Genomic DNA, 19088 nt, shown 5'->3' on the forward strand with positions numbered 1-19088 from the left:
CCCCTCATCCCAAAAAGGCCATGCTTGGCGTGCCTGTTCCGTTAAGGTCTAAGTGCGGTGCGTTGGAGGCGATCGGCGATTCGTTGCCGGTTTCGCATATGGGAATTTGAGAAGAGGATAGGGCTTCATGCGGCATGGAATGAAACACGGCCCGTTTTATGGTTTGCTTCTTTCGCTTCTGGCGGGAATTGCAATGCCTGCCAGCGGAGCATTGGCCAAGACGGCAGCCGATCCCGCTCCTGTCGCTACGCCTGCTGTTCGGGCCGGTTCCTTTGCAGGCGCCTATCTGGCGGGCCGCACCGCCGAAGCCGATAATAATCTCTCCACAGCCGCCGATTTCTATCGTCAGGCCATGGCCTTCGATCCGGGCAACAGTCAGGTCAAGCAGGACCTGCTTCTGGTCCTGTTGACGGAAGGCCGTTTCAAGGACGCGCTGCCGCTTGCGTCCGAATTGCAAAATACACCGGATATCGAGCGCTTCTCCCGCGTTGCCCTTGCCATCGACGCCATTTCCAAAAAGCAGTATCGCAAGGTCGGTCCGCTTCTGATGCTGTCCATGCAGTCCGATATGGATCGTCTTGCGACCGGCTTCATGAATGCCTGGGTCAAGGTCGGGCAGGGCAATCCCAAGCAGGCGCTGGCCGATATCAAGAAGATGGAAGGCCCCGAATGGTATGGCCTGTTCCGCACCTATAATTCCGCTTTGATCGCCGATCAGGCCGGGATGAAGAAGGAAGCGGCTGATTTCTACCAGCAGGCGCTTGATGATCGTCCCGGCGGCAGTGCTGCGCCGGACACCTATGAACGCGTCATCATGGCTTATGCCTCATTCAAGCTGCGTCAGGGCGACAAGGATGGCGCGATCCAGCTTCTGAAGGATGGCGAGGAGCTTTTGAACGGTCGCATGACCCTGACCGAACTGCGCGAGCAGATCGAGGCGGGGCGGAAAATCGACCGTCTGATCGAAACGCCGCAGCAGGGCGCCGGCGAAGTTCTCTATACGCTCGGCACGGCAATCAATCGCAGCGGCGCGGAGGCTTTTGCCAAGCTTTATCTGCAGCTCTCGCTGCCGTTGCGTCCGGGCAATGATGCTACCTTGTTCCAGCTTGGCGATATTTCGGCAAAGCTGCGCCGTCCGGAAGCGGCGGTCGCATATTATGCGGAAGTGCCGGAAACCTCGCCCTATCGCCGCGATGCCGAAATGCAGCGCGCGCTGAACCTTGCCGATAACGACAAGTCTGCCGAGGCCATCGAGCAGTTGAAGATATTGCTGGGCCGCGACAAGACCGACATTCGCACCTATCTGGCGCTGGGCGGTGTTTACGCGCAGGACAAGAATTTCGCTGAGGCAGCCAAAATTTATGATGGTGCTGTCGAGCAGATCAAGACGCCGGAACGCAAGGATTGGCCGGTCTTCTACCAGCGCGGCATCGCCTATGAGCGCCTGAAGCAGTGGGATAAGGCCGAACCGAGCTTCAACAAGGCGCTGGAGCTTTATCCCGATCAGCCGCAGGTGTTGAACTATCTCGGTTATTCCTGGGTCGACATGGGCATCCACCTCGATCGTGCGCTGGACATGATCAAGAAGGCTGTCGAACTGCGTCCGCAGGACGGTTACATCGTCGATTCGCTGGGCTGGGCCTATTACAAGCTTGGTCGTTACGACGAAGCGGTGGTGGAACTGGAAAAGGCCGTGAAACTGCGGCCGGAAGACCCGACCATCAACGATCATATGGGCGATGCCTATTGGCGCGTTGGCCGTCAGCTTGAAGCGACGTTCCAGTGGCACCATGCGATTGCAGGCAAGCCGGAGCCGGAAGACCTCGTCAAGATCGAGGAAAAGCTGAAGAAGGGTCTGCCCGATGTTCCGGGCCAGTCGTCCGCCGATGCGACAAAGCCCGGCGAGAAGACGCCGGATCAGCCGAAACCGGAAGAACCGAAGCAGGACACGCCTGCTGTCGCGCCTGCGCCAGCTGCGCCCGCACCGGAAAAGCCGACGACGGATTAAAAGCGGCAGGTACGTTCGGTTTCAGGGCGATGTGACATGAAACCGGCAGCCTGCGCTTGACCCTGCGGTGCTGATGTATGATCTGGCAGGATTTTTATCCGAAAACCGGTTGCCACTTTTCGGAAATCCTGCTTAGACCGGGCCATCATTTCAATAACGAGGCCCAGCCCGGTGTCTAATTCGTCCAGCATGTTGCCAGCACATATGCATCCCACCCGTTCCTTTCAGGGCCTGATCCTGACGCTCCATCACTATTGGGCGGAACATGGTTGCGCTATTTTGCAGCCTTACGACATGGAAGTGGGTGCGGGTACGTTCCATCCGGCAACCACGCTGCGTTCGCTCGGGCCGAAGCCGTGGAAAGCCGCCTATGTGCAGCCGTCGCGCCGTCCAAAGGATGGCCGTTATGGCGAAAACCCCAACCGGCTGCAGCATTATTACCAGTATCAGGTCATCATCAAGCCGTCGCCGCCGAACCTTCAGGATCTCTATCTCGGTTCGCTGAAGGCCATTGGCCTTGATCCGACGCTGCATGATGTGCGCTTCGTGGAAGACGACTGGGAAAGCCCGACGCTCGGCGCCTGGGGTCTTGGCTGGGAATGCTGGTGCGATGGCATGGAAGTGTCGCAGTTCACCTATTTCCAGCAGGTCTGCGGCATTGAATGCTCGCCGGTTGCCGGTGAGCTAACCTATGGTCTCGAGCGCCTCGCCATGTATGTGCAGGGCGTGGACAATGTCTATGACCTCAATTTCAATGGTCTCGAAGGCGACGAAAAACTCACCTATGGCGATGTGTTCCTGCAGGCTGAGCAGGAATATTCCCGCTACAATTTCGAAATGGCCGATACCGAAATCCTGCATCGCCACTTCATTGATGCCGAGCGCGAATGCGAAGCTATTTTGAAGGCGGGCAGCACGGGCGGGGGTTCGCTGCACAAATGCGTGCTCCCGGCCTATGACCAGTGCATCAAGGCATCTCACGTCTTCAACCTGATGGATGCGCGCGGCGTGATCTCGGTTACCGAGCGCCAGAGCTACATCCTGCGCGTCCGCAATCTCGCGCGTCAGTGCGGCGAGGCATTCCTTCTGACGGATGCCGGTGGTTTCAATTTCAAGCGTGAGGGCGAGTAATGCCTGACTTACTTCTCGAACTCTTTTCCGAGGAAATCCCGGCCCGCATGCAGCGCAAGGCTGCCGGCGATCTGAAAAAGATGATCACCGATGGTCTGGTCGAAGCCGGTCTCACCTATGAAGCCGCGACCGCTTACTGGACGCCGCGTCGTCTGACGCTCGACATTCGCGGCCTGACCGTGCGTTCCAAGGACGTGCATGAAGACATCAAGGGTCCGTCGGTCACCGCACCGGAACAGGCCATTCAGGGCTTTCTGCGCAAGGCCGGTCTCACCGATGTCGCCCAGGCGCATGTGCATTCCGATCCGAAGAAGGGCGATTTCTATGTCGCCCATCTGACCAAGCCGGGCCGTCCGGCGGAAGAAATCGTCGCCGAACTCGTGCCGCAGACGATCCGCAATTTCCCGTGGCCGAAATCCATGCGCTGGGGCGCGGCTTCGGCGAAGCCCGGTGCATTGCGCTGGGTGCGTCCATTGCAATCGATCCTGTGCACCTTCGGCCCTGAAACCGAAGAAACCGTGGTTATCGATTTCGACGTTGACGGCATCAAGTCCGGCAATCTCACCTATGGTCATCGTTTCCTCAGCGACGGTCAGGCGATCAAGGTGCGCCGCTTCGACGATTATGTCGAAAAGCTGGAAAAGGCTTTTGTGGTGCTCGATGCTGAACGCCGCAAGGAAATGATTTCACAGGACGCGCATAATCTAGCATTCGCGTCGGGTCTCGAACTGGTCGAAGACGAGGGCCTTCTGGAAGAAGTGTCCGGTCTCGTCGAATGGCCGGTCGTGCTGATGGGCGAGTTTGAGGAAGAGTTTCTGGCGATACCGCCGGAAGTCATCCGCCTCACCATCCGCGCCAATCAGAAGTGCTTCGTCACCCGCAAGCAGGGCGAAACCGAAGCGCTGTCCAACCGGTTCATTCTGGTGTCGAACATCGCCGCGCGCGATGGCGGCACGGAAATCGCTTACGGTAACGGCAAGGTGGTGCGCGCACGTCTGTCGGATGCGCTCTATTTCTGGCACACTGATCAGAACGATCTGCCCGACCTCGACAAGCTGACCGCTTCGGCGGAAAAATTCGGCCTCGATCTTAAGAAGCCGCTCGACCAGCGCATGGCACGTCTGGACAACCTGAATGTGACCTTCCATGCGAAGCTGGGCACGCAAGGGCAGCGCGTTGAGCGTATCCGCGAACTGGCTGCACAGATCGCCCCGCTGGTGGGCGCTGATCCGAAGCTTGCTGCACGTGCGGCAGTGCTGGCCAAGGCTGATCTGACCACCGAAGTTGTGGGGGAATTCCCGGAACTTCAGGGCGCGATGGGCCGCAAATATGCGCTGCTTCAGGGCGAAGATGCAGCCGTCGCCACAGCGCTCGAAGAACATTACAAGCCGCAAGGTCCGTCCGATGTGGTGCCGAAGGAGCCGGTTTCGGTTGCTGTCGCATTGGCCGACAAGCTGGACACGCTGGTTGGCTTCTGGGCTATCGATGAAAAGCCGACGGGTTCGAAGGACCCATATGCGCTGCGTCGCGCAGCCCTTGGCGTGATCCGGCTTCTGCTGTCGCAGGACTGGAAATTCCCGCTGCTGCCACTGTTCCGTTCGGCCTTTGCTGCGCTGAAAGAAGGCGTGGTCCAACGCAAGCTGCGTGAATTCGAAGCCAGGCTTGCAGGTGAAAAATCCGGCGATGTCGATGGCGAACAGGATATCGACAATGCGTTGCGCAACTATGAGATTGAGGTTCGTGCCGAAGCCGACCGCAGTGCTGAGCCGGTGCTGGCCGATCTTTTGTCCTTCCTTCACGACCGTTTCAAGGTGCATCTGAAGGAAGAGGGCGCACGTTACGACGCCATTGATGCCGTGCTGACGCCGGAAGCCGACAATCTGCTTCTGGTCGCACGCCGTCTGGAAGCGCTGATCGTCTTCATCAATGAGGAAGACGGCAAGAACCTGCTGGCAGGCACCAAACGCGCCGCCAATATTCTGGCAGCCGAAGAGAAGAAGGGCACCAAGGTCGCCACGAGCGTCGATGCTTCGCTTCTCAAGGTGGACGAGGAAAAGGCGCTGTTCGAAGCGGTTACGCTTGCATCAAGCGAAACCGAAGCGGCAATCGCCCGCGAAGATTTTTCGGGTGCGATGCTGGCGCTCGCCAAGCTGCGCGGCCCGGTCGATACGTTCTTCGAAAAAGTGCTGGTCAATGATGAGGACGAAAATGTCCGCGCCAATCGTCTGGCTCTGCTCGACCTGATCCGCACGGCCACCGGCAAGGTTGCGGATTTCTCCAAGATCGCAGGCTGATAGCCAGCACTTAGGAATAGAAATGGCGCCATTACGGCGCCATTTTCGTTTGAGGGTTATTGAAGGCTTGGCCTGAGTGTCAGCGAACTCAGATCGACTTCCCCGGATGCGCCAGCCCATGGTTCGCCGACCACGCGCACCGGCTTGGCGGGATCGAAGTCCGGCATCTTCTGTTCGGTCGGGGCCGCAGCGGGCGTTACGGCAGGCTGTTCCTGAGCGTCTTCCGGCAGAGGCTTGCCCTGCATGCGCGCCATATAGGCACGAGCGCGTTTGCGCCGCGCTTCAATTTCCTTCAGCGCTTCGGCTTCAGCCGCTTGTCGCTGGTTGCACGTGCCGCAGACAGGCAGCCCGTTGGCTCCCATCCGGTCATAGCCGATATAGTCGATGGAACCGACCTCATAGGTCGTTCGCGCAGGTTCCGCCCCGTTGGCAGAGGCCACTACAGGCAGTCCGGCGATGGTCAGCGAAATGGCGATAAATCGCGATAACATTATTCACCTCAAGCATGAATAATATCATCCTGCCCTAAAAAAGCTAACAAAACGCAATTTTCCGGACCGCGTTGCCATAAATGTGCACGCGGCGGATCGCCTGTTTGCTTGCGCGCGGCTTCGCGCTTGTGTAGGCAGAAGGCGCTCATATCTATGCGTGCATCTTGTCCGAAAACCGCTTTGCACTTTTCGGGATGCACTCAATTTGGACGCCCGAGAGGCGGAAAACCAGTGTCAGATGTAATGAAATTCGATGATGAGGCAGTTCAGCGCGCGGTCGAAATCCTGCGGCGCGGCGGCCTTGTCGCCATTCCCACCGAAACCGTCTACGGCCTTGCTGCCGATGCCTCCCATGGTGAAGGTGTTGCGGGAATTTTTGCCGCCAAGGGTCGCCCGCAATTCAATCCGTTGATTGCCCATGTCAGCGGTATCGCCATGGCAGAGCGCTACGTCACCTTTGATCCGCTGTCGCGCAGGCTGGCGGAACTGTTCTGGCCCGGTCCGCTGACCATCGTGCTCCCGCTCAAAGACCATCAGGAAACAGATCGTCCGATCCATCCACTTGTGACGGCGGGACTGTCGACGCTTGCCATCCGCATGCCGCATGGCCGCGTGCAGGAGGTTATCACAGCGCTGGACAGCCCGGTGGCGGCACCGAGCGCCAACACGTCCGGGCGTATCAGCCCCACCAGTGCTGAAGCCGTCGCGGGCGATCTTGGCGACAAGATTGACCTGATCCTCGATGCGGGTCCATGCGGGGTTGGTGTGGAATCGACCATCGTGAAGGTCGAGGGTGACACGGTGCGTCTGTTGCGCCCCGGCGGGCTTGCAGCAGAAGAGATTGAGGCTGCGATTGGCAAAACCCTGCTGCGCACCGAACAAACTGAAGCCATTCAGGCGCATATCATCGCGCCGGGCATGATGGCCTCGCATTATGCGCCGGATGCGTCGATGCGGCTTGCGGTCGGTAATGTGCAGCCGGGCGAAGCGCTGCTGGCTTTCGGGCCGTCGCGCGTGGCCGGGGCCGAGACGGCAAAGGCCGTGCTGAACCTCAGCGCGGATGGCAATCTGCGCGAGGCGGCCAGCAATCTTTTCGATTTCATGCGCAAGCTCGACGCCACCGGCACCAGCACCATTGCCGTTGAACCCATTCCTTTTGACGGTCTCGGCGAGGCCATCAATGATCGTCTGAAACGCGCCGCCGCACCGCGCTAAAGCATTTTCAGCAAAAGTGCGAAGCGGTTTTGCGTGGGATAATGCGTGAAAACAGAGTGATAAGAGGCAAGACATGGACACCGGATTGATTGAACGTTTTGCCGCTATTGTGGGTGAGAAGAACGCGCTCACCGCCCCGGAAGACATTGCGCCTTATCTGATCGAGCAACGCGATCTTTATAAAGGCAATTCTCCTCTCGTGCTGCGCCCGGGTTCGACACAGGAAGTCGCGGCGATCATGAAACTTGCCAGCGAAACGAAAACGCCGGTTGTGCCGCAGGGCGGCAATACGGGCCTCGTCGGCGCGCAGACGCCGGATGAGAGCGGCACGACAATTGTGCTGGCCCTTGGCCGCATGAACAAAATCCGAGCGCTCGATACGGTCGGCAATCTGGCCACCGTCGAGGCAGGCGTTATCCTGAAAAATCTTCAGGACGCGACCGAGAAGGCAGGGCGTCTTTTCCCGCTGTCGCTGGGCGCGGAAGGTTCGTGTCAGATTGGCGGCAATCTTGGCTCCAATGCAGGCGGCACGGCGGTGCTCGCCTATGGCAATATGCGCGAGCTATGCCTCGGTCTCGAAGTGGTTTTGCCAACCGGCGAAATTCTGGACGACCTTCGCTATGTGAAGAAAGACAATACTGGCTACGACCTGAAAGACCTGTTTGTGGGTTCCGAAGGCACGCTCGGCGTCATTACGGCGGCAGTGCTGAAAATCTTCCCGCAGCCAAAGGGCAAAGGCGTTGCCTATGCCGGAATGCGCAGCCCGGAAGATGCGCTGCGTCTGTTCCAGCTTGCAACCGAACATGCAGGCCCGTCACTGACCGGGTTTGAGCTGATGCCGCGAGTCGGGGTTGAGTTCACCATGCGCCATGTCGATGGCGCACGCGACCCGCTGGAAAGCCCGCATGACTGGTATGTGCTGATCGACATTTCCTCCACGCGCTCGGAAGAAGATGCGCGCACCACGTTGGAAACCATTCTGCACGAAGCCTTCGAAGCGGATATTCTTCAGGATGCGGCGATTGCAGAAAGTGTCGCGCAGGCGCAGTCCTTCTGGAAAATGCGCGAGGAAATGTCCTGGGCGCAAAAGCCGGAAGGCGGCTCGATCAAGCACGATATTTCCGTGCCGGTCTCATCCATCCCCGCCTTTATCCACGAGGCCAATGCCGCAACGCTGGAAATGATCCCCGGCGCACGCATTGTCTGCTTCGGCCATATTGGCGATGGCAACCTGCATTATAACGTGTCGCAGCCAGTTGGCGCCGACAAACAGGAATTCCTCTCCCATTGGGGCGCGCTTAATCACCGTATCCACACAATTGTTGCAAGTTACAGGGGATCGATTTCCGCCGAGCATGGCATCGGTCGTCTGAAGCGCGATGAGCTTGCGCATTTCAAACAGCCATTTGCGCTCGATCTGATGCGCCGCATCAAGACGGCCTTCGATCCGGCGGGGATTATGAACCCCGGCAAGACGCTGTAAAACAAACAGAATTGCGATTTGAATAACGGGCGGTTTCTCCGCCCGTTTTGCTATCGGTAAACGCATATTAGGAAGAATTTCTGAATTCTTACACCTGGTTGCAATCTGATAACCAAATGAAAAAGCAGGGAAAAGTTAACCCAACTCCTTAAGGCCGCCGGTAACAAACGCGGTCTATTCTCCATCTCAACGAGGGCAGAAAGCCCAATCAAAGAGAAGCTGGAATAACCGGCTCTCGAAAGAGACAGAGAGACAGAGGCGTTGACAATGATGAGCAAGGGACTGAAGCCAGACTGGGCAGGCCGTGAACTGCGGCTCGATCCGTTTCACTTTCCGCAGGTGGTGAGCTACGCATCGCATGACGGCAATACCGACGTCACCTTCACCATCAACGAGCGTGGCGCGGTCATCCGGCAGGTTCTGCCGTCGAGCGGCCTGCCAATGTCGATTGCACTGCCGATCCATGCGTTTGTCGGTGTCGTGGCCCGTGCGGTCGAAGACGAGTATGGCGAAATCACCGTCACGCTGGAACTGATGCATCAGGACCCGCAGCTTTCCGTGCCGCTTCTGGTGGCGCATGATCTGACCGATGTTGCCGCCGATTGGCGCGCCTGGGCGGCTGCTTTCAACCTGCCGATGATGCTGGTGGAAGAAGACGGCGTTGCCCGTCCGCTTTACGAAAGCACTGGCCCGGTTCGCACCGGCCAGCCGCAAGCTCGCCGTCAGGGACATGAAACACGCCGTCGCCGCCCGCGTTTCCTCGCACGCCGCAAGGCTGGCACGCTGGGCGTCCGTCTGGTGATCGAAGGCAAGGAAATCATCGCTCGCAATTGAGCTGACTAGAGGCGGTGCATTACCCGGACGGTTCACATTGTCGTGTGACCACGATCTCGTCCCATTCTGCCGCTAGGTTTGAGAAACTGCTTCTTTTGAAGCTAAATTAATTGGCTGACCTCCAGACAAAGCCACCCGGATGGGTTTCCCCATCCGGGTTCTTTTTTATCGATCAGAGCCGGGATCTAGAGCATTTCCAGCAAAAGTGCGTAGCGGTTTTGCGTAGGATAATGCGTAAAAACAAATAGATAGAGCGGTTCCACGATTCCGTTTTAACCGGAACCGCTCTACTTCTTGCGGCTGAGAAAGGCCATAATGGCCTCGCGCGCTTCGCTGGAGGCCAGGCGTTCGCCGAAAAGCTTCGCTTCCCGCGCAATGCGATCCGCAATGTTTTCAGCTGGCAGCCGCATCAGTGAGCGGGCGATCTGCATGGCTTCCGGCGGTTTGGCGGCGATTTCTGCCGCAGCCTTCAGCACTTCCGTTTCCAGCTCGCCGCTTTCCACGATTTTGTAGACGATGCCCGCTTCAAGGGCGGCTTCCGCACTGAAACCGTGGCCGAGCGCCAGCATGGCAAAGGCCTTCTGATGCCCCATCAGCGGTGGTGCGAGCAGGCTGGAACCGGCTTCCGGCACCAGACCGAGATCGACGAATGGCGTGCGGAACAAAGCGTGCGACGTTGCGAAAGTCAGGTCGCAGTGAAGGTGGATCGTCGTGCCGATGCCAATCGCAAGGCCATCAACGCCCGAGACGACCGGCTTTTTGGCGCTCGACAGGGCGTAAAGAAAATCCAGAATATCCTTGCCCATGTCGCCGCCGCCTGCGGCTGCAGCCATGAAGTCCTGCATGTCGTTGCCGGATGAAAACGCACCCGGCACGCCAAGGAAAACATGAACGCGCACTGCATCATCGGCATCGCCATCCTTCAGCGCCTTGGCCATGGTGGCGTACATGGCGCGAGTGATGGCGTTTTTCTTGTCGGCCCGGTTCAGCCGGATAATCTGCACCGCATCGCGACGTTCAACGAGAATATGTTCGCTCACGCTCAAGCCTCCAGCGCGGATTTGGCAGCAGCAAGGCTGGCTGCGCCGGTGATGACGGTGTCTTTCAGCGACGATACTTCGGCCAGCATGTTCTCGGCGAAGAAACGGCAGAGAACGGCGCGCCCATTATCGTCGCCCGCAAGCGCCGCGCGGGCCAGATAAGCGCCGCCGGAAACGAGCGACAGCAGACGTTGGTAAGGCGTTGCACCGGCAAGCGCTGCCTCTGCGCCACCTTCAGCGACGGTCTTTTGCAGCCAGTCAGTCGCTTCGCGTGCTTCGGTCAATGCCTTTGCAAGACGTGCGCCGGTTTCGCCCAGTTCGGGGCGATTGGATGCGGCAGCCTTATCGGCATCCTGCTGCAATTCATCGAGGAAGCCCTTGATATGCTCGCCATTGCCGAGCGGCAGCTTGCGCATCACCAGATCGATGGCCTGAATGCCGTTGGTGCCTTCGTAAATCGGCGTGATGCGGGCATCGCGCAACAACTGCGCTGCGCCGGTTTCCTCGATGAAGCCCATGCCGCCATGGATTTGCACGCCAAGCGACGCGACATCGACACCGACATCCGTCGAGAAACTTTTCGCCAGCGGCGTGAGCAGACCGGCGCGGTCGCCCCAATGTTGCTTGTCTGCGTCCTCGGTCACATGGCTCATGTCGATTGCATGGGCGCAAGAATAGGTGATGGAGCGGGCGGCCTGCGTCAGCGCTTTCATGGTCAAAAGCATGCGCTGCACATCAGGATGCTCGATGATAGGACTCATGCCATTTTTCGGGTCAGCACCGATAGCGCGGCCCTGCTTGCGCTCCTTCGCGTAGTTAAGTGCCTGCTGATAGGCCGCTTCCGCCACGCCGACGCCCTGAATGCCAACCAGCAGGCGGGCATTGTTCATCATGGTGAACATGCAGGCGAGGCCGCGATTTTCTTCGCCGATCAGATAGCCGACAGCGCCTTGTTCCTCGCCTTTCACGAAGCCGTCGCCATAGATCATGGTGCAGGTCGGCGAGGCATGAATGCCCATCTTGTGCTCAAGGCCGGAGCAGAACAGATCATTGCGGCGACCGAGAGAACCATCCTCATTGACGAGGAATTTCGGGACGAGAAACAGCGAAATGCCTTTGGTGCCCGCAGGCGCATCGGGCAGGCGGGCCAGCACCAGATGCACAATATTGTCGGTCAGGTCATGCTCGCCATAGGTGATGAAAATCTTCTGGCCGAAAATGCGATAGGTGCCGTCATTGCTGCGTTCGGCGCGGCTGCGCAACGCACCAAGGTCGGAGCCGGCCTGCGGCTCGGTCAGGTTCATCGTGCCCATCCACGCGCCGGAAATGAGCTTTTCGAGATAGATATCCTTCAATTCCTTGGAGGCGTGCTTTTCCAGTGCTTCGACAGCACCCATGGTCAGCGTCGGCGCAATGGCGAATGCAAGCGTGCCGGAATTCCACATTTCGCTGACGGCGACGGACATCATGGTCGGCAGGCCCTGACCGCCATAATCCGGCGTGCCGGTCAGCGAGTTCCAGCCGCCTGCGATCCAGTCGCGGTAAAGGTCTTTCCAGCCCGGGGCGGTGGTGACGACACCGTCCTTGACGGTAGCACCTTGACGGTCGCCGGAAATGCGCAGAGGCTCGACGCGCTCGGCTGCAAATCGTCCGGCTTCCTCGAGAATGGCTTCGGCCAGATCGGCGGAAAATTCGGGAAAGCGGTTGTCTTCCAGCGCTTTCTCAAGCCCCGCAACCTTCATCAGCGTATGGGAAATTTCAGAAACCGGCGCGCGATACATCTTTCCTCCACATCGTGCTCATCAAGGCTCCTCCTCGGAAACCTCGGTCTCCGATCTGCCCGCAGGCAGAGGGAGTATCAGTCTTCTTCATGACAAGAGCTACCGGCTTATTACGTAAACGTCAATATTTTCCAGTGCTTTTATATTGCTTTGGCGCGGGCAAGAAGCAGGGCGCGTTCGCGCGCATTGTCCGTCAGTTCGGCTGCCCGGCGAAATTCCGCGCTGGCTTCCGCACTTCGTCCAAGTTTTTCCAGAAGATCGCCGCGCACAGTCTGCAGCAGATGCGAGTCTTTCAGGCGTGGCTCATCGGCAAGCGCATCGACAATGGCCAATCCCTGCATGGGGCCAAAAGCCATGCCGACAGCCACAGCGCGGTTCACTTCGACAATGGGCGAGGGCGCAACGAGCGCCAGCGCCTGATAATAGGCGGCAATGGCGATCCAGTCGGTCTCGGCGGCAGTGGCGGCGCGGGCATGACAGGATGCGATCATCGCCTGAAGCTGATAGGCGCCGGGCGCCGGGGTGAGGGCCATGGCGCGGTTGAGGCCATCTAGGCCGCGCCTTATCTGCGACCAGTCCCAGCGGCTGCGATCCTGATCCAGCAGCAGGATCGGGTTTCCGGCCTTGCCGGTGCGGGCGGCAAAGCGCGATGCCTGCAATTCCATAAGGGCGGCAAGGCCGTGGACTTCGGGCTCGTTTGGCATCAATGCGGCAAGTGAGCGCCCGAGGCGCAGGGCTTCATGGCAAAGATCGGCACGCAGCCAGTGCGCGCCTTCACTTGCCACATAACCCTCGTTGAAGATCAGATAGACCACCTCCAGCACGGCGGCGAGACGCTGCTGCCGCTCGTCGCCCTGCGGGGTTTCGAAAGTGGCTGCCGTTTCGCGCAAGGTCCGTTTGGCGCGCACGATGCGTTGCGCCACTGTGGCTTCCGGCACGAGAAAGGCGCGTGCCACTTCTGGCGTCGACAAGCCGCCCAAGAGCCGCAAGGCCAGCGCTACACGCTGCTCGGCAGGCAGCGACGGATGGCAGGCCGTAAAGATCAATCGCAACAGGTCATCGTCAATGTCTTCATCAAGCTTGGCTTCGATATTGGGATCGGCCTGTTCCAGTTCCGTGAGGTCGATTGCCAGTTCGCGATGCTTGCCGTCGATCAGCGTGGTGCGACGCAGCCGGTCGAGTGCGCGGTTCTTCGCCACCTGCATCAGCCAGGCGGCGGGGTTGCGCGGTATGCCGTCCAGACGCCAGCGCTCCAGAGCCAGCACAAAGGCGTCCTGCGCGATCTCTTCGGCAAGGCCGATATCGCGCAGCATACGCGCCAGTCTGGCGGTGAGCCTTGTCTGCTCGATCCGCCAGACTGCTTCTATGGTGGCGTCTGTCGTCACCCCTTGAGATCGCCGAAGCCTTCGGCGGCCTTTTGCACATCCTCGGGAAAGTCGCTCATTTCCTGAACGCGACGGACCTCAATAATGTCATTTTCCGAGGCCGGGCAGCGACGCGCCCATTCGATGGCTTCATCGCGGGAACGCACGTCGATCATCCAGTAGCCGCCGAGCACTTCCTTGACTTCGGCGAAGGGGCCGTCAACGACGCTGGGCTTGCCGCCCTTGAAGCTGACACGCGCACCGGCCGCGGGTGGATGCAGACCATCCAGCGTCAGCAGAACGCCAGCCTTTTTCAGCTCCTCATTATACTTCATCATGGCTTCCACCGCTTCCGCGCTGGGCATGGCGTCGGGCGCTGCCGTTGCATAGCCGCCGGGTATCATCAACATCATGAAACGCATGGGTCTTCCTCCTGAAGCGCAAACCGAAAAATGTGAGACAGTTTTCGGATAAGATGCGCGTAAAACAAACTTCTGAAGCGGTTCCGGCGATGTCGACATAACGCGAGCTGCTTCGACCGTTTCGGCTATACGACGAATGGCGAATGGCTAAATCGACAGGCTTGTAGAAAAAATTTCAAGTTATTTTGCGACAGGAAGAGGTGTTCATATCAAGAAGCAATGCGGGCCGCACCAACAGGCACAGAACAAGGACTGCCGATTGCCGCGCTTAACGGAATCTTTGCTGCATTGTATTAGAAGTTCGGAATGTTCGAGGGTGTATTCCATATGACGCTTGTTCCGTTTTTTCTGACAGCCAATCTGACGGCGGCTTGCGTCTTCGTTCTGATATTCGCCTTTGTTTCCATTCAGGAAAAGAACTATGCCGCGCCGCGCTGGTTCACCATTGCCTCCATTTGCGCAGCACTTGGCGCGATTGTCAGCTACTGGATTCCAATTGCTGTCAATCCACGCTTGCCAAGCTTCATTTCCTTTGCACTGCTGATGTCGGTATTTTTCGCGACCATTGTCGGCTTGCAGAATACCTATCGGCAGAAGACAGACTGGCGGCTGCTCGGCATATTTTTTCTCGCAGCCATTGTCTGCAATCTGCTGATCTTTGACCTGCCGAAGACGTCGCTGCCCTATCGCGCGCTCTATCAGCTGCCGCTTTGCCTCGCGCAGTTGATGATGATCCGCGTCATCTACCATTCCGGCATGCCGCGCGTGGTGGACAAACTGCTGATGGCGCTGGCAGTTTTGAGCTGCATTCATTATTTCGCCCGCGTCTTTCTCGTCGGCTGGCCCGGCACCGACACGCGGACGCAGGAACAGTCGGACAGTTTGCATGTGATTGTGTCGTTGTCGGTGGGTGTTTTCGTGCAGGTGGCGCGAGGCCTGCTGTTGCTCCTGAGCACGGTTTCGCACATGGTGGGCGAGGCGAGCGAGCAGTCGGAAGTCGATCCGCTGTCAGAGATTTATAACCGGCGCGGCTTTGACCGCCATGTCTCGCGTGTGCTGGCGCGCAAGGGCGAGCGCATTCGTTATTCGGTGATCATGAGCGATCTGGATTTCTTCAAGCGCGTCAATGACACCTATGGTCATGACGGCGGTGACCGTGTGATTGCGGCCTTTGGCAAGCTTCTGAAAAACCATCTGCCCAAGACGGCGGTCGCGGCACGCATGGGCGGCGAAGAGTTTGTCGTCTTCATCCCCGATGCGGAACTGGCGTCGGCACAGGCGCTGGCACAAAATCTGCGTGAAACGCTGAGTGATCTGCGCTTTCAGGGCAAGGCAGAGGACTGGGGCCCGACGGCCAGTTTCGGCGTGGCGGAACAGATCGAGCAGGAGAGCCTCTATGAGACCATGCGCCGGGCTGACGGCGCGCTCTATCAGGCGAAGAAAGCCGGACGCAACCGCGTCCATACAGCATAGGAATCCGCAACCGCGTCCACACGGTGTGAATAGCTGCAAACGGGCTGATAAAGATCAGCTCCGTTGAACAGGGCGGCTGCCCATATCCTCGTAGAAGCGCAGCAGATAGCCATCGGGATCGGCCACGACGAATTGTCGGTTCCCGGCCTCCATGTCGCCGTTACGATACCACTTTTCTTCGAGAGGCAGGAAAAGCGGAATATTGGCAGACTTCAGGGAAGCAATGATAGGGTCGATTGCCGAGACGCGGATCTGGACATTCAGCCCGCGTCCGAACGGATATTCAGTTGGCAGATATTGCCCACCGAATGTGCGTCCCTGATTGATCTGATCGATCATCAGCTCCACGCCGTCCCGCTCGAGATAGGCAAAACCTTCCTCAGACCTCTGATAGCGGCAGCTAAAGCCCAGTATGTCGCAGTAGAACCTCAAGCTGGCTTGCCAATCGGTGACCGCAAATTCCGGCACAAGTGCGTTCGACATATCGGTCGCAGCCTTTGCTCAGGCTTGTTTCTCGCGTTCCACCGCGCGCCAGCCAATGTCTGTGCGATAGAAACCTTCCGGCCAGTCGATCTTCCTGATGGCATCATAGGCTTTCGCCTGCGCTTCGGCGACAGTTTTGCCCACGGCAGTCACATTCAGCACGCGACCGCCATTGGCGACCAGCTGTCCGTCTTTCTCTGCCGTGCCCGCATGGAAGACCTTCACGCCGTCGATACCCTTAAGCGCGTCGAGACCGCGAATGACGCTGCCCTTCTTCACATTGGTCGGATAGTCTTCCGCAGCCATAACGATGGTCAGCGCCGGATCATCTTTCCAGTCCAGCGAAACCTGATCCAGCTCGCCGTCGACGGCGGCATTGATCAGCGCCAGCAGGTCACTGTTGAGGCGCATCATCAGCACCTGGCATTCCGGGTCACCGAAACGGGTGTTGTATTCGATCAGCTTCGGGCCGTCCTTGCCGATCATCAGGCCGAGGAACAAAATGCCGGAGAAGGGCGCGCCGATTTCCGCCATGCCGCGCATGGTCGGTTCGATCAGTTCGCGCATGGTGCGTTCTACGATTTCGGGCGTCATCACCGGGGCCGGGGCATAGGCGCCCATGCCGCCCGTATTGGGGCCGGTGTCGCCATCGCCGACGCGCTTGTGATCCTGCGCCGAGCCAAGCTGCACGGCGGTCTTGCCGTCGCAGATGCAGAAGAAGCTTGCTTCTTCGCCGTCCAGAAATTCTTCCACCACCACTTCGGCACCGGCAGAGCCGAATGCGCCTTCGAAGCAGGCATCGACGGCATCCAGCGCTTCATCGAGCGTCATGGCGACAACCACGCCCTTGCCTGCCGCAAGGCCATCAGCCTTGACCACGATGGGCGCGCCCTGCTGGCGGATATAGGCCTTGGCCTTTGGCGCATTGTTGAAGCGGCCATAGGCCCCGGTCGGAATATCGAAGCGGGCGCAGAGATCCTTGGTGAAACCTTTGGAACCTTCCAGCTGGGCTGCGGCCTTGGATGGGCCGAAGACGCGAATGTTCTCGGCGCGCAGATCGTCGGCAAGGCCCGCGACCAGTGGCGCTTCCGGTCCGACGATGACCAGATCGATGGCTTTATCCTTGGCGAAGGCAATCACGGCCTTGTGGTCGCTGACGTCGATTTCGACCAGTTCGGCGGCTTCCGCGATGCCCGGATTGCCCGGCGCGCAATAGAGTTTTGTCAGTGACGGAGAAGCGGACAGTTTCCAGGCCAGAGCATGTTCACGACCGCCAGAACCGATTAAAAGAACTCTCATTGCTTGCTCCGTCTTCGTCGGGGTTATAGTGATGGCTGCATATATCAAGGATTTCGCCATGTCACAGCCCGAACTACACGGATCGATTCAGTCACGCAATGCGCAAGGGCGTGTAAAGGACGCTCCGTCGGGTCATTGGGTCTATAAGTTGTTGCCGCAGGGATTGTGGCCCTATGCGCAGCTTGCGCGTTGGGATCGTCCGATTGGCTGGCAGCTTCTGTTGTGGCCGTGCTGGTGGTCGGCGGCTCTGGTGGCGGGCGCCGGCGCACATCCGGGCGACGGTGCGTGGTCGGTTGTGCCGTCGATCTGGCACCTGTTCCTGTTTCTGGTCGGCGCTATCGCCATGCGCGGTGCGGGCTGTACCTATAATGACCTTGTCGATCAGGACATTGATGATCAGGTGGATCGGACCCGGTCGCGTCCGCTGCCTGCCGGGCAGGTGACCCGCGGTCAGGCCAAGGCGTTTCTCATCCTGCAGGCGCTGGTCGGACTTGTGGTGGTGCTGCAATTCAACTGGTTTTCGATTGCGCTCGGCATTTTCTCGCTTTTGATCGTCGCGGCCTATCCGTTCATGAAGCGCATTACCGACTGGCCACAATTCGTGCTGGGCCTCGCCTTTTCATGGGGCGCGCTGATGGGCTGGGCGGCGGTGGAAGGATCGCTCTCCTTGCCGCCGGTGCTGCTCTATATCGGCGCAATCCTGTGGACCATCGGCTATGACACGATCTACGCGCATCAGGACAAGGAAGATGACGCGCTGGTCGGTGTGCGCTCCACGGCGCGCCTGTTCGGTAAACACACCAAGACTGCGCTGATGATCCTCTATGGCGGCGCCATCGGCTTCTTCGCCGCCGCCTTTGCCGTGGCGCAGGTACCGATGCCCGCACTGGCCGGATTGCTGGCCGCTGGCGTGCATCTCTATCGCCAGATCATCGTGCTCGATATCGACAATCCGGACCAGTGCCTGAAACTGTTCAAGTCGAACAATATCGTCGGCTGGCTGATCTTCCTCGGCCTCGTCTTCGGCAGCCTCTGGGTGGCGATCAAGCCGATTGTGTAACTCATAAAAAAGGCCGCTCTTGTGAACGGCCTTTTTCTTTCTCCTTACGGATAAAGCCGGTCCTTGTTCCAGTCGCCTTCCGGCTCGGGCCGGGTGAACAAGACGCGGTCGTGCAGACGGAACGCGCGGTCGTGCCAGAATTCGATCGAGACCGGACGAATGCGGAAGCCTGACCAGTAGGGCGGGCGCGGAATATCGCCGATGGCATATTTCGCCGTATATTCTGCGACGGATTTTTCCAGAGCAAAGCGGCTTTCCAATGGGCGCGACTGTTTCGAGGCCCATGCGCCGATGCGGCTGCCGCGCGGGCGCGACGCGTAATAGGCGTCGGCTTCGGCGTCGCTCACCTTTTCGACCGGGCCGCGCACGCGCACCTGACGGCGCAGCGTCTTCCAGTGGAAGCACATTGCAGCCTTTTCAGCCGACAGGATTTCCTGCCCCTTCTTGCTTTCATAATTGGTGTAGAAGACAAAACCCTGCTCGTCGAAATCCTTCAGCAGCACCATGCGCACATTGGGCAGCCCGTCGGGATCGACGGTCGCAAGCGCCATGGCATTGGCATCGTTCGGTTCGGTCTTGCCTGCATCGGCCAGCCACTCCGCAAAGAGCTTGAATGGCTGGGAGGACAGGGTGAAGTCGTCGCTTGAGCTGGTCATTTCCACTATTCTCGAATGATTGTGGTGATAGGCATGGCCGGAACGGGAATCCCG

General features: G+C 58.9%; 17 protein-coding genes. 8 read left to right on the forward strand and 9 right to left on the reverse strand.

All coding sequences use genetic code 11. The annotated features are described in order from the left end of the window. Positions 1-127: 127 nt before the first annotated feature. Complete coding sequence (locus QBD01_RS03710) at positions 128-2008, forward strand: tetratricopeptide repeat protein (RefSeq protein WP_280991647.1); 1881 nt, start codon at positions 128-130, stop codon at positions 2006-2008. Here QBD01_RS03710 and QBD01_RS03715 read toward each other — a convergent pair. Next, positions 2005-2199 (reverse strand): hypothetical protein, encoded by a 195-nt coding sequence (locus QBD01_RS03715; protein WP_280991648.1) that lies wholly within the window; start codon positions 2197-2199, stop codon positions 2005-2007. The two genes, QBD01_RS03710 and QBD01_RS03715, sit on opposite strands and share 4 nt — an antisense overlap. A 13-nt stretch (positions 2200-2212) precedes the next feature. On the opposite strand from QBD01_RS03715, the gene QBD01_RS03720 reads away from it, so the two are divergent. Beyond that, positions 2213-3139, forward strand: a complete 927-nt coding sequence (locus QBD01_RS03720) for a glycine--tRNA ligase subunit alpha (RefSeq protein ID WP_280991649.1) — start codon at positions 2213-2215, stop codon at positions 3137-3139. Next, entirely contained in the window at positions 3139-5433 is a 2295-nt protein-coding gene (gene glyS / locus QBD01_RS03725) for a glycine--tRNA ligase subunit beta (protein WP_280991650.1), read from the forward strand. Before QBD01_RS03720 ends, glyS begins: the two co-directional genes overlap by 1 nt. Positions 5434-5489: 56 nt before the next feature. Here glyS and QBD01_RS03730 read toward each other — a convergent pair whose 3' ends face one another. Next, positions 5490-5924: a hypothetical protein gene (locus QBD01_RS03730; protein ID WP_280991651.1), complete on the reverse strand. Its 435-nt coding sequence runs from the start codon at positions 5922-5924 to the stop codon at positions 5490-5492. 243 nt (positions 5925-6167) lie between these two features. On the opposite strand from QBD01_RS03730, the gene QBD01_RS03735 reads away from it, so the two are divergent. The 3 genes from QBD01_RS03735 (at position 6168) to QBD01_RS03745 (ending at position 9456) form a co-directional block, all read left to right on the forward strand. Then, positions 6168-7139 (forward strand): L-threonylcarbamoyladenylate synthase, encoded by a 972-nt coding sequence (locus tag QBD01_RS03735; protein ID WP_392391317.1) that lies wholly within the window; start codon positions 6168-6170, stop codon positions 7137-7139. A 73-nt stretch (positions 7140-7212) separates the two neighbouring features. After that, a complete protein-coding gene (locus tag QBD01_RS03740) occupies positions 7213-8622 on the forward strand; it encodes an FAD-binding oxidoreductase (RefSeq protein WP_280991653.1) in 1410 nt (469 codons plus the stop codon). A 267-nt stretch (positions 8623-8889) separates the two neighbouring features. Next, positions 8890-9456: a DUF6101 family protein gene (locus QBD01_RS03745; protein WP_078338019.1), complete on the forward strand. Its 567-nt coding sequence runs from the start codon at positions 8890-8892 to the stop codon at positions 9454-9456. A gap of 287 nt (positions 9457-9743) precedes the next feature. On the opposite strand, the gene QBD01_RS03750 is transcribed toward QBD01_RS03745, so the two are convergent. The 4 genes from QBD01_RS03750 to QBD01_RS03765 form a co-directional block, all read right to left on the reverse strand. After that, positions 9744-10496, reverse strand: coding sequence for a crotonase/enoyl-CoA hydratase family protein (locus QBD01_RS03750; RefSeq protein WP_280991654.1), 753 nt, complete (start codon positions 10494-10496; stop codon positions 9744-9746). A gap of 2 nt (positions 10497-10498) precedes the next feature. Next, positions 10499-12277, reverse strand: coding sequence for an acyl-CoA dehydrogenase (locus QBD01_RS03755; protein ID WP_280991655.1), 1779 nt, complete (start codon positions 12275-12277; stop codon positions 10499-10501). Between the two features lie 140 nt (positions 12278-12417). Beyond that, entirely contained in the window at positions 12418-13662 is a 1245-nt protein-coding gene (locus QBD01_RS03760; protein ID WP_280991656.1) for an RNA polymerase sigma factor, read from the reverse strand. Continuing rightward, entirely contained in the window at positions 13659-14063 is a 405-nt protein-coding gene (locus QBD01_RS03765; protein WP_280991657.1) for a YciI family protein, read from the reverse strand. Before QBD01_RS03765 ends, QBD01_RS03760 begins: the two co-directional genes overlap by 4 nt. A gap of 327 nt (positions 14064-14390) precedes the next feature. Here QBD01_RS03765 and QBD01_RS03770 point away from each other — a divergent pair, with 327 nt between their 5' ends. Continuing rightward, entirely contained in the window at positions 14391-15536 is a 1146-nt protein-coding gene (locus tag QBD01_RS03770) for a GGDEF domain-containing protein (protein WP_392391318.1), read from the forward strand. Positions 15537-15590: 54 nt separating this feature from the next. Here the strand turns inward: QBD01_RS03770 and QBD01_RS03775 are convergent, their stop codons facing one another. Beyond that, positions 15591-16019: a VOC family protein gene (locus QBD01_RS03775; RefSeq protein WP_280991659.1), complete on the reverse strand. Its 429-nt coding sequence runs from the start codon at positions 16017-16019 to the stop codon at positions 15591-15593. Between the two features lie 18 nt (positions 16020-16037). Next, complete coding sequence (gene purD, locus QBD01_RS03780) at positions 16038-17318, reverse strand: phosphoribosylamine--glycine ligase (protein WP_280991660.1); 1281 nt, start codon at positions 17316-17318, stop codon at positions 16038-16040. Positions 17319-17376: 58 nt separating this feature from the next. Here purD and ubiA point away from each other — a divergent pair, with 58 nt between their 5' ends. Continuing rightward, a complete protein-coding gene (ubiA, locus tag QBD01_RS03785) occupies positions 17377-18378 on the forward strand; it encodes a 4-hydroxybenzoate octaprenyltransferase (RefSeq protein ID WP_280992103.1) in 1002 nt (333 codons plus the stop codon). Positions 18379-18422: 44 nt separating this feature from the next. Here ubiA and pdxH read toward each other — a convergent pair whose 3' ends face one another. Continuing rightward, positions 18423-19034 (reverse strand): pyridoxamine 5'-phosphate oxidase, encoded by a 612-nt coding sequence (gene pdxH, locus QBD01_RS03790; RefSeq protein WP_280991661.1) that lies wholly within the window; start codon positions 19032-19034, stop codon positions 18423-18425. Positions 19035-19088 lie beyond the last annotated feature (54 nt).

The sequence above is a fragment of the Ochrobactrum sp. 19YEA23 genome (assembly GCF_029909865.1).
Taxonomy (GTDB): Bacteria; Pseudomonadota; Alphaproteobacteria; order Rhizobiales; family Rhizobiaceae; genus Brucella; species Brucella gambitense.

What these genes read in the sequence shown, in the direction of transcription:
- QBD01_RS03730 (WP_280991651.1), bottom strand. Translation starts at nt 5,924, where the DNA reads ATGTTATCGCGATTTATCGCCATTTCGCTGACCATCGCCGGACTGCCT.
- QBD01_RS03735 (WP_392391317.1), top strand. Translation starts at nt 6,168, where the DNA reads ATGAAATTCGATGATGAGGCAGTTCAGCGCGCGGTCGAAATCCTGCGG.
- QBD01_RS03710 (WP_280991647.1), top strand. Translation starts at nt 128, where the DNA reads ATGCGGCATGGAATGAAACACGGCCCGTTTTATGGTTTGCTTCTTTCG.
- QBD01_RS03720 (WP_280991649.1), top strand. Translation starts at nt 2,213, where the DNA reads ATGCATCCCACCCGTTCCTTTCAGGGCCTGATCCTGACGCTCCATCAC.
- QBD01_RS03745 (WP_078338019.1), top strand. Translation starts at nt 8,890, where the DNA reads ATGATGAGCAAGGGACTGAAGCCAGACTGGGCAGGCCGTGAACTGCGG.
- QBD01_RS03715 (WP_280991648.1), bottom strand. Translation starts at nt 2,199, where the DNA reads ATGCTGGACGAATTAGACACCGGGCTGGGCCTCGTTATTGAAATGATG.
- QBD01_RS03765 (WP_280991657.1), bottom strand. Translation starts at nt 14,063, where the DNA reads ATGCGTTTCATGATGTTGATGATACCCGGCGGCTATGCAACGGCAGCG.
- QBD01_RS03740 (WP_280991653.1), top strand. Translation starts at nt 7,213, where the DNA reads ATGGACACCGGATTGATTGAACGTTTTGCCGCTATTGTGGGTGAGAAG.
- pdxH (WP_280991661.1), bottom strand. Translation starts at nt 19,034, where the DNA reads ATGACCAGCTCAAGCGACGACTTCACCCTGTCCTCCCAGCCATTCAAG.
- purD (WP_280991660.1), bottom strand. Translation starts at nt 17,318, where the DNA reads ATGAGAGTTCTTTTAATCGGTTCTGGCGGTCGTGAACATGCTCTGGCC.
- glyS (WP_280991650.1), top strand. Translation starts at nt 3,139, where the DNA reads ATGCCTGACTTACTTCTCGAACTCTTTTCCGAGGAAATCCCGGCCCGC.
- ubiA (WP_280992103.1), top strand. Translation starts at nt 17,377, where the DNA reads ATGTCACAGCCCGAACTACACGGATCGATTCAGTCACGCAATGCGCAA.
- QBD01_RS03775 (WP_280991659.1), bottom strand. Translation starts at nt 16,019, where the DNA reads ATGTCGAACGCACTTGTGCCGGAATTTGCGGTCACCGATTGGCAAGCC.
- QBD01_RS03770 (WP_392391318.1), top strand. Translation starts at nt 14,391, where the DNA reads ATGACGCTTGTTCCGTTTTTTCTGACAGCCAATCTGACGGCGGCTTGC.
- QBD01_RS03755 (WP_280991655.1), bottom strand. Translation starts at nt 12,277, where the DNA reads ATGTATCGCGCGCCGGTTTCTGAAATTTCCCATACGCTGATGAAGGTT.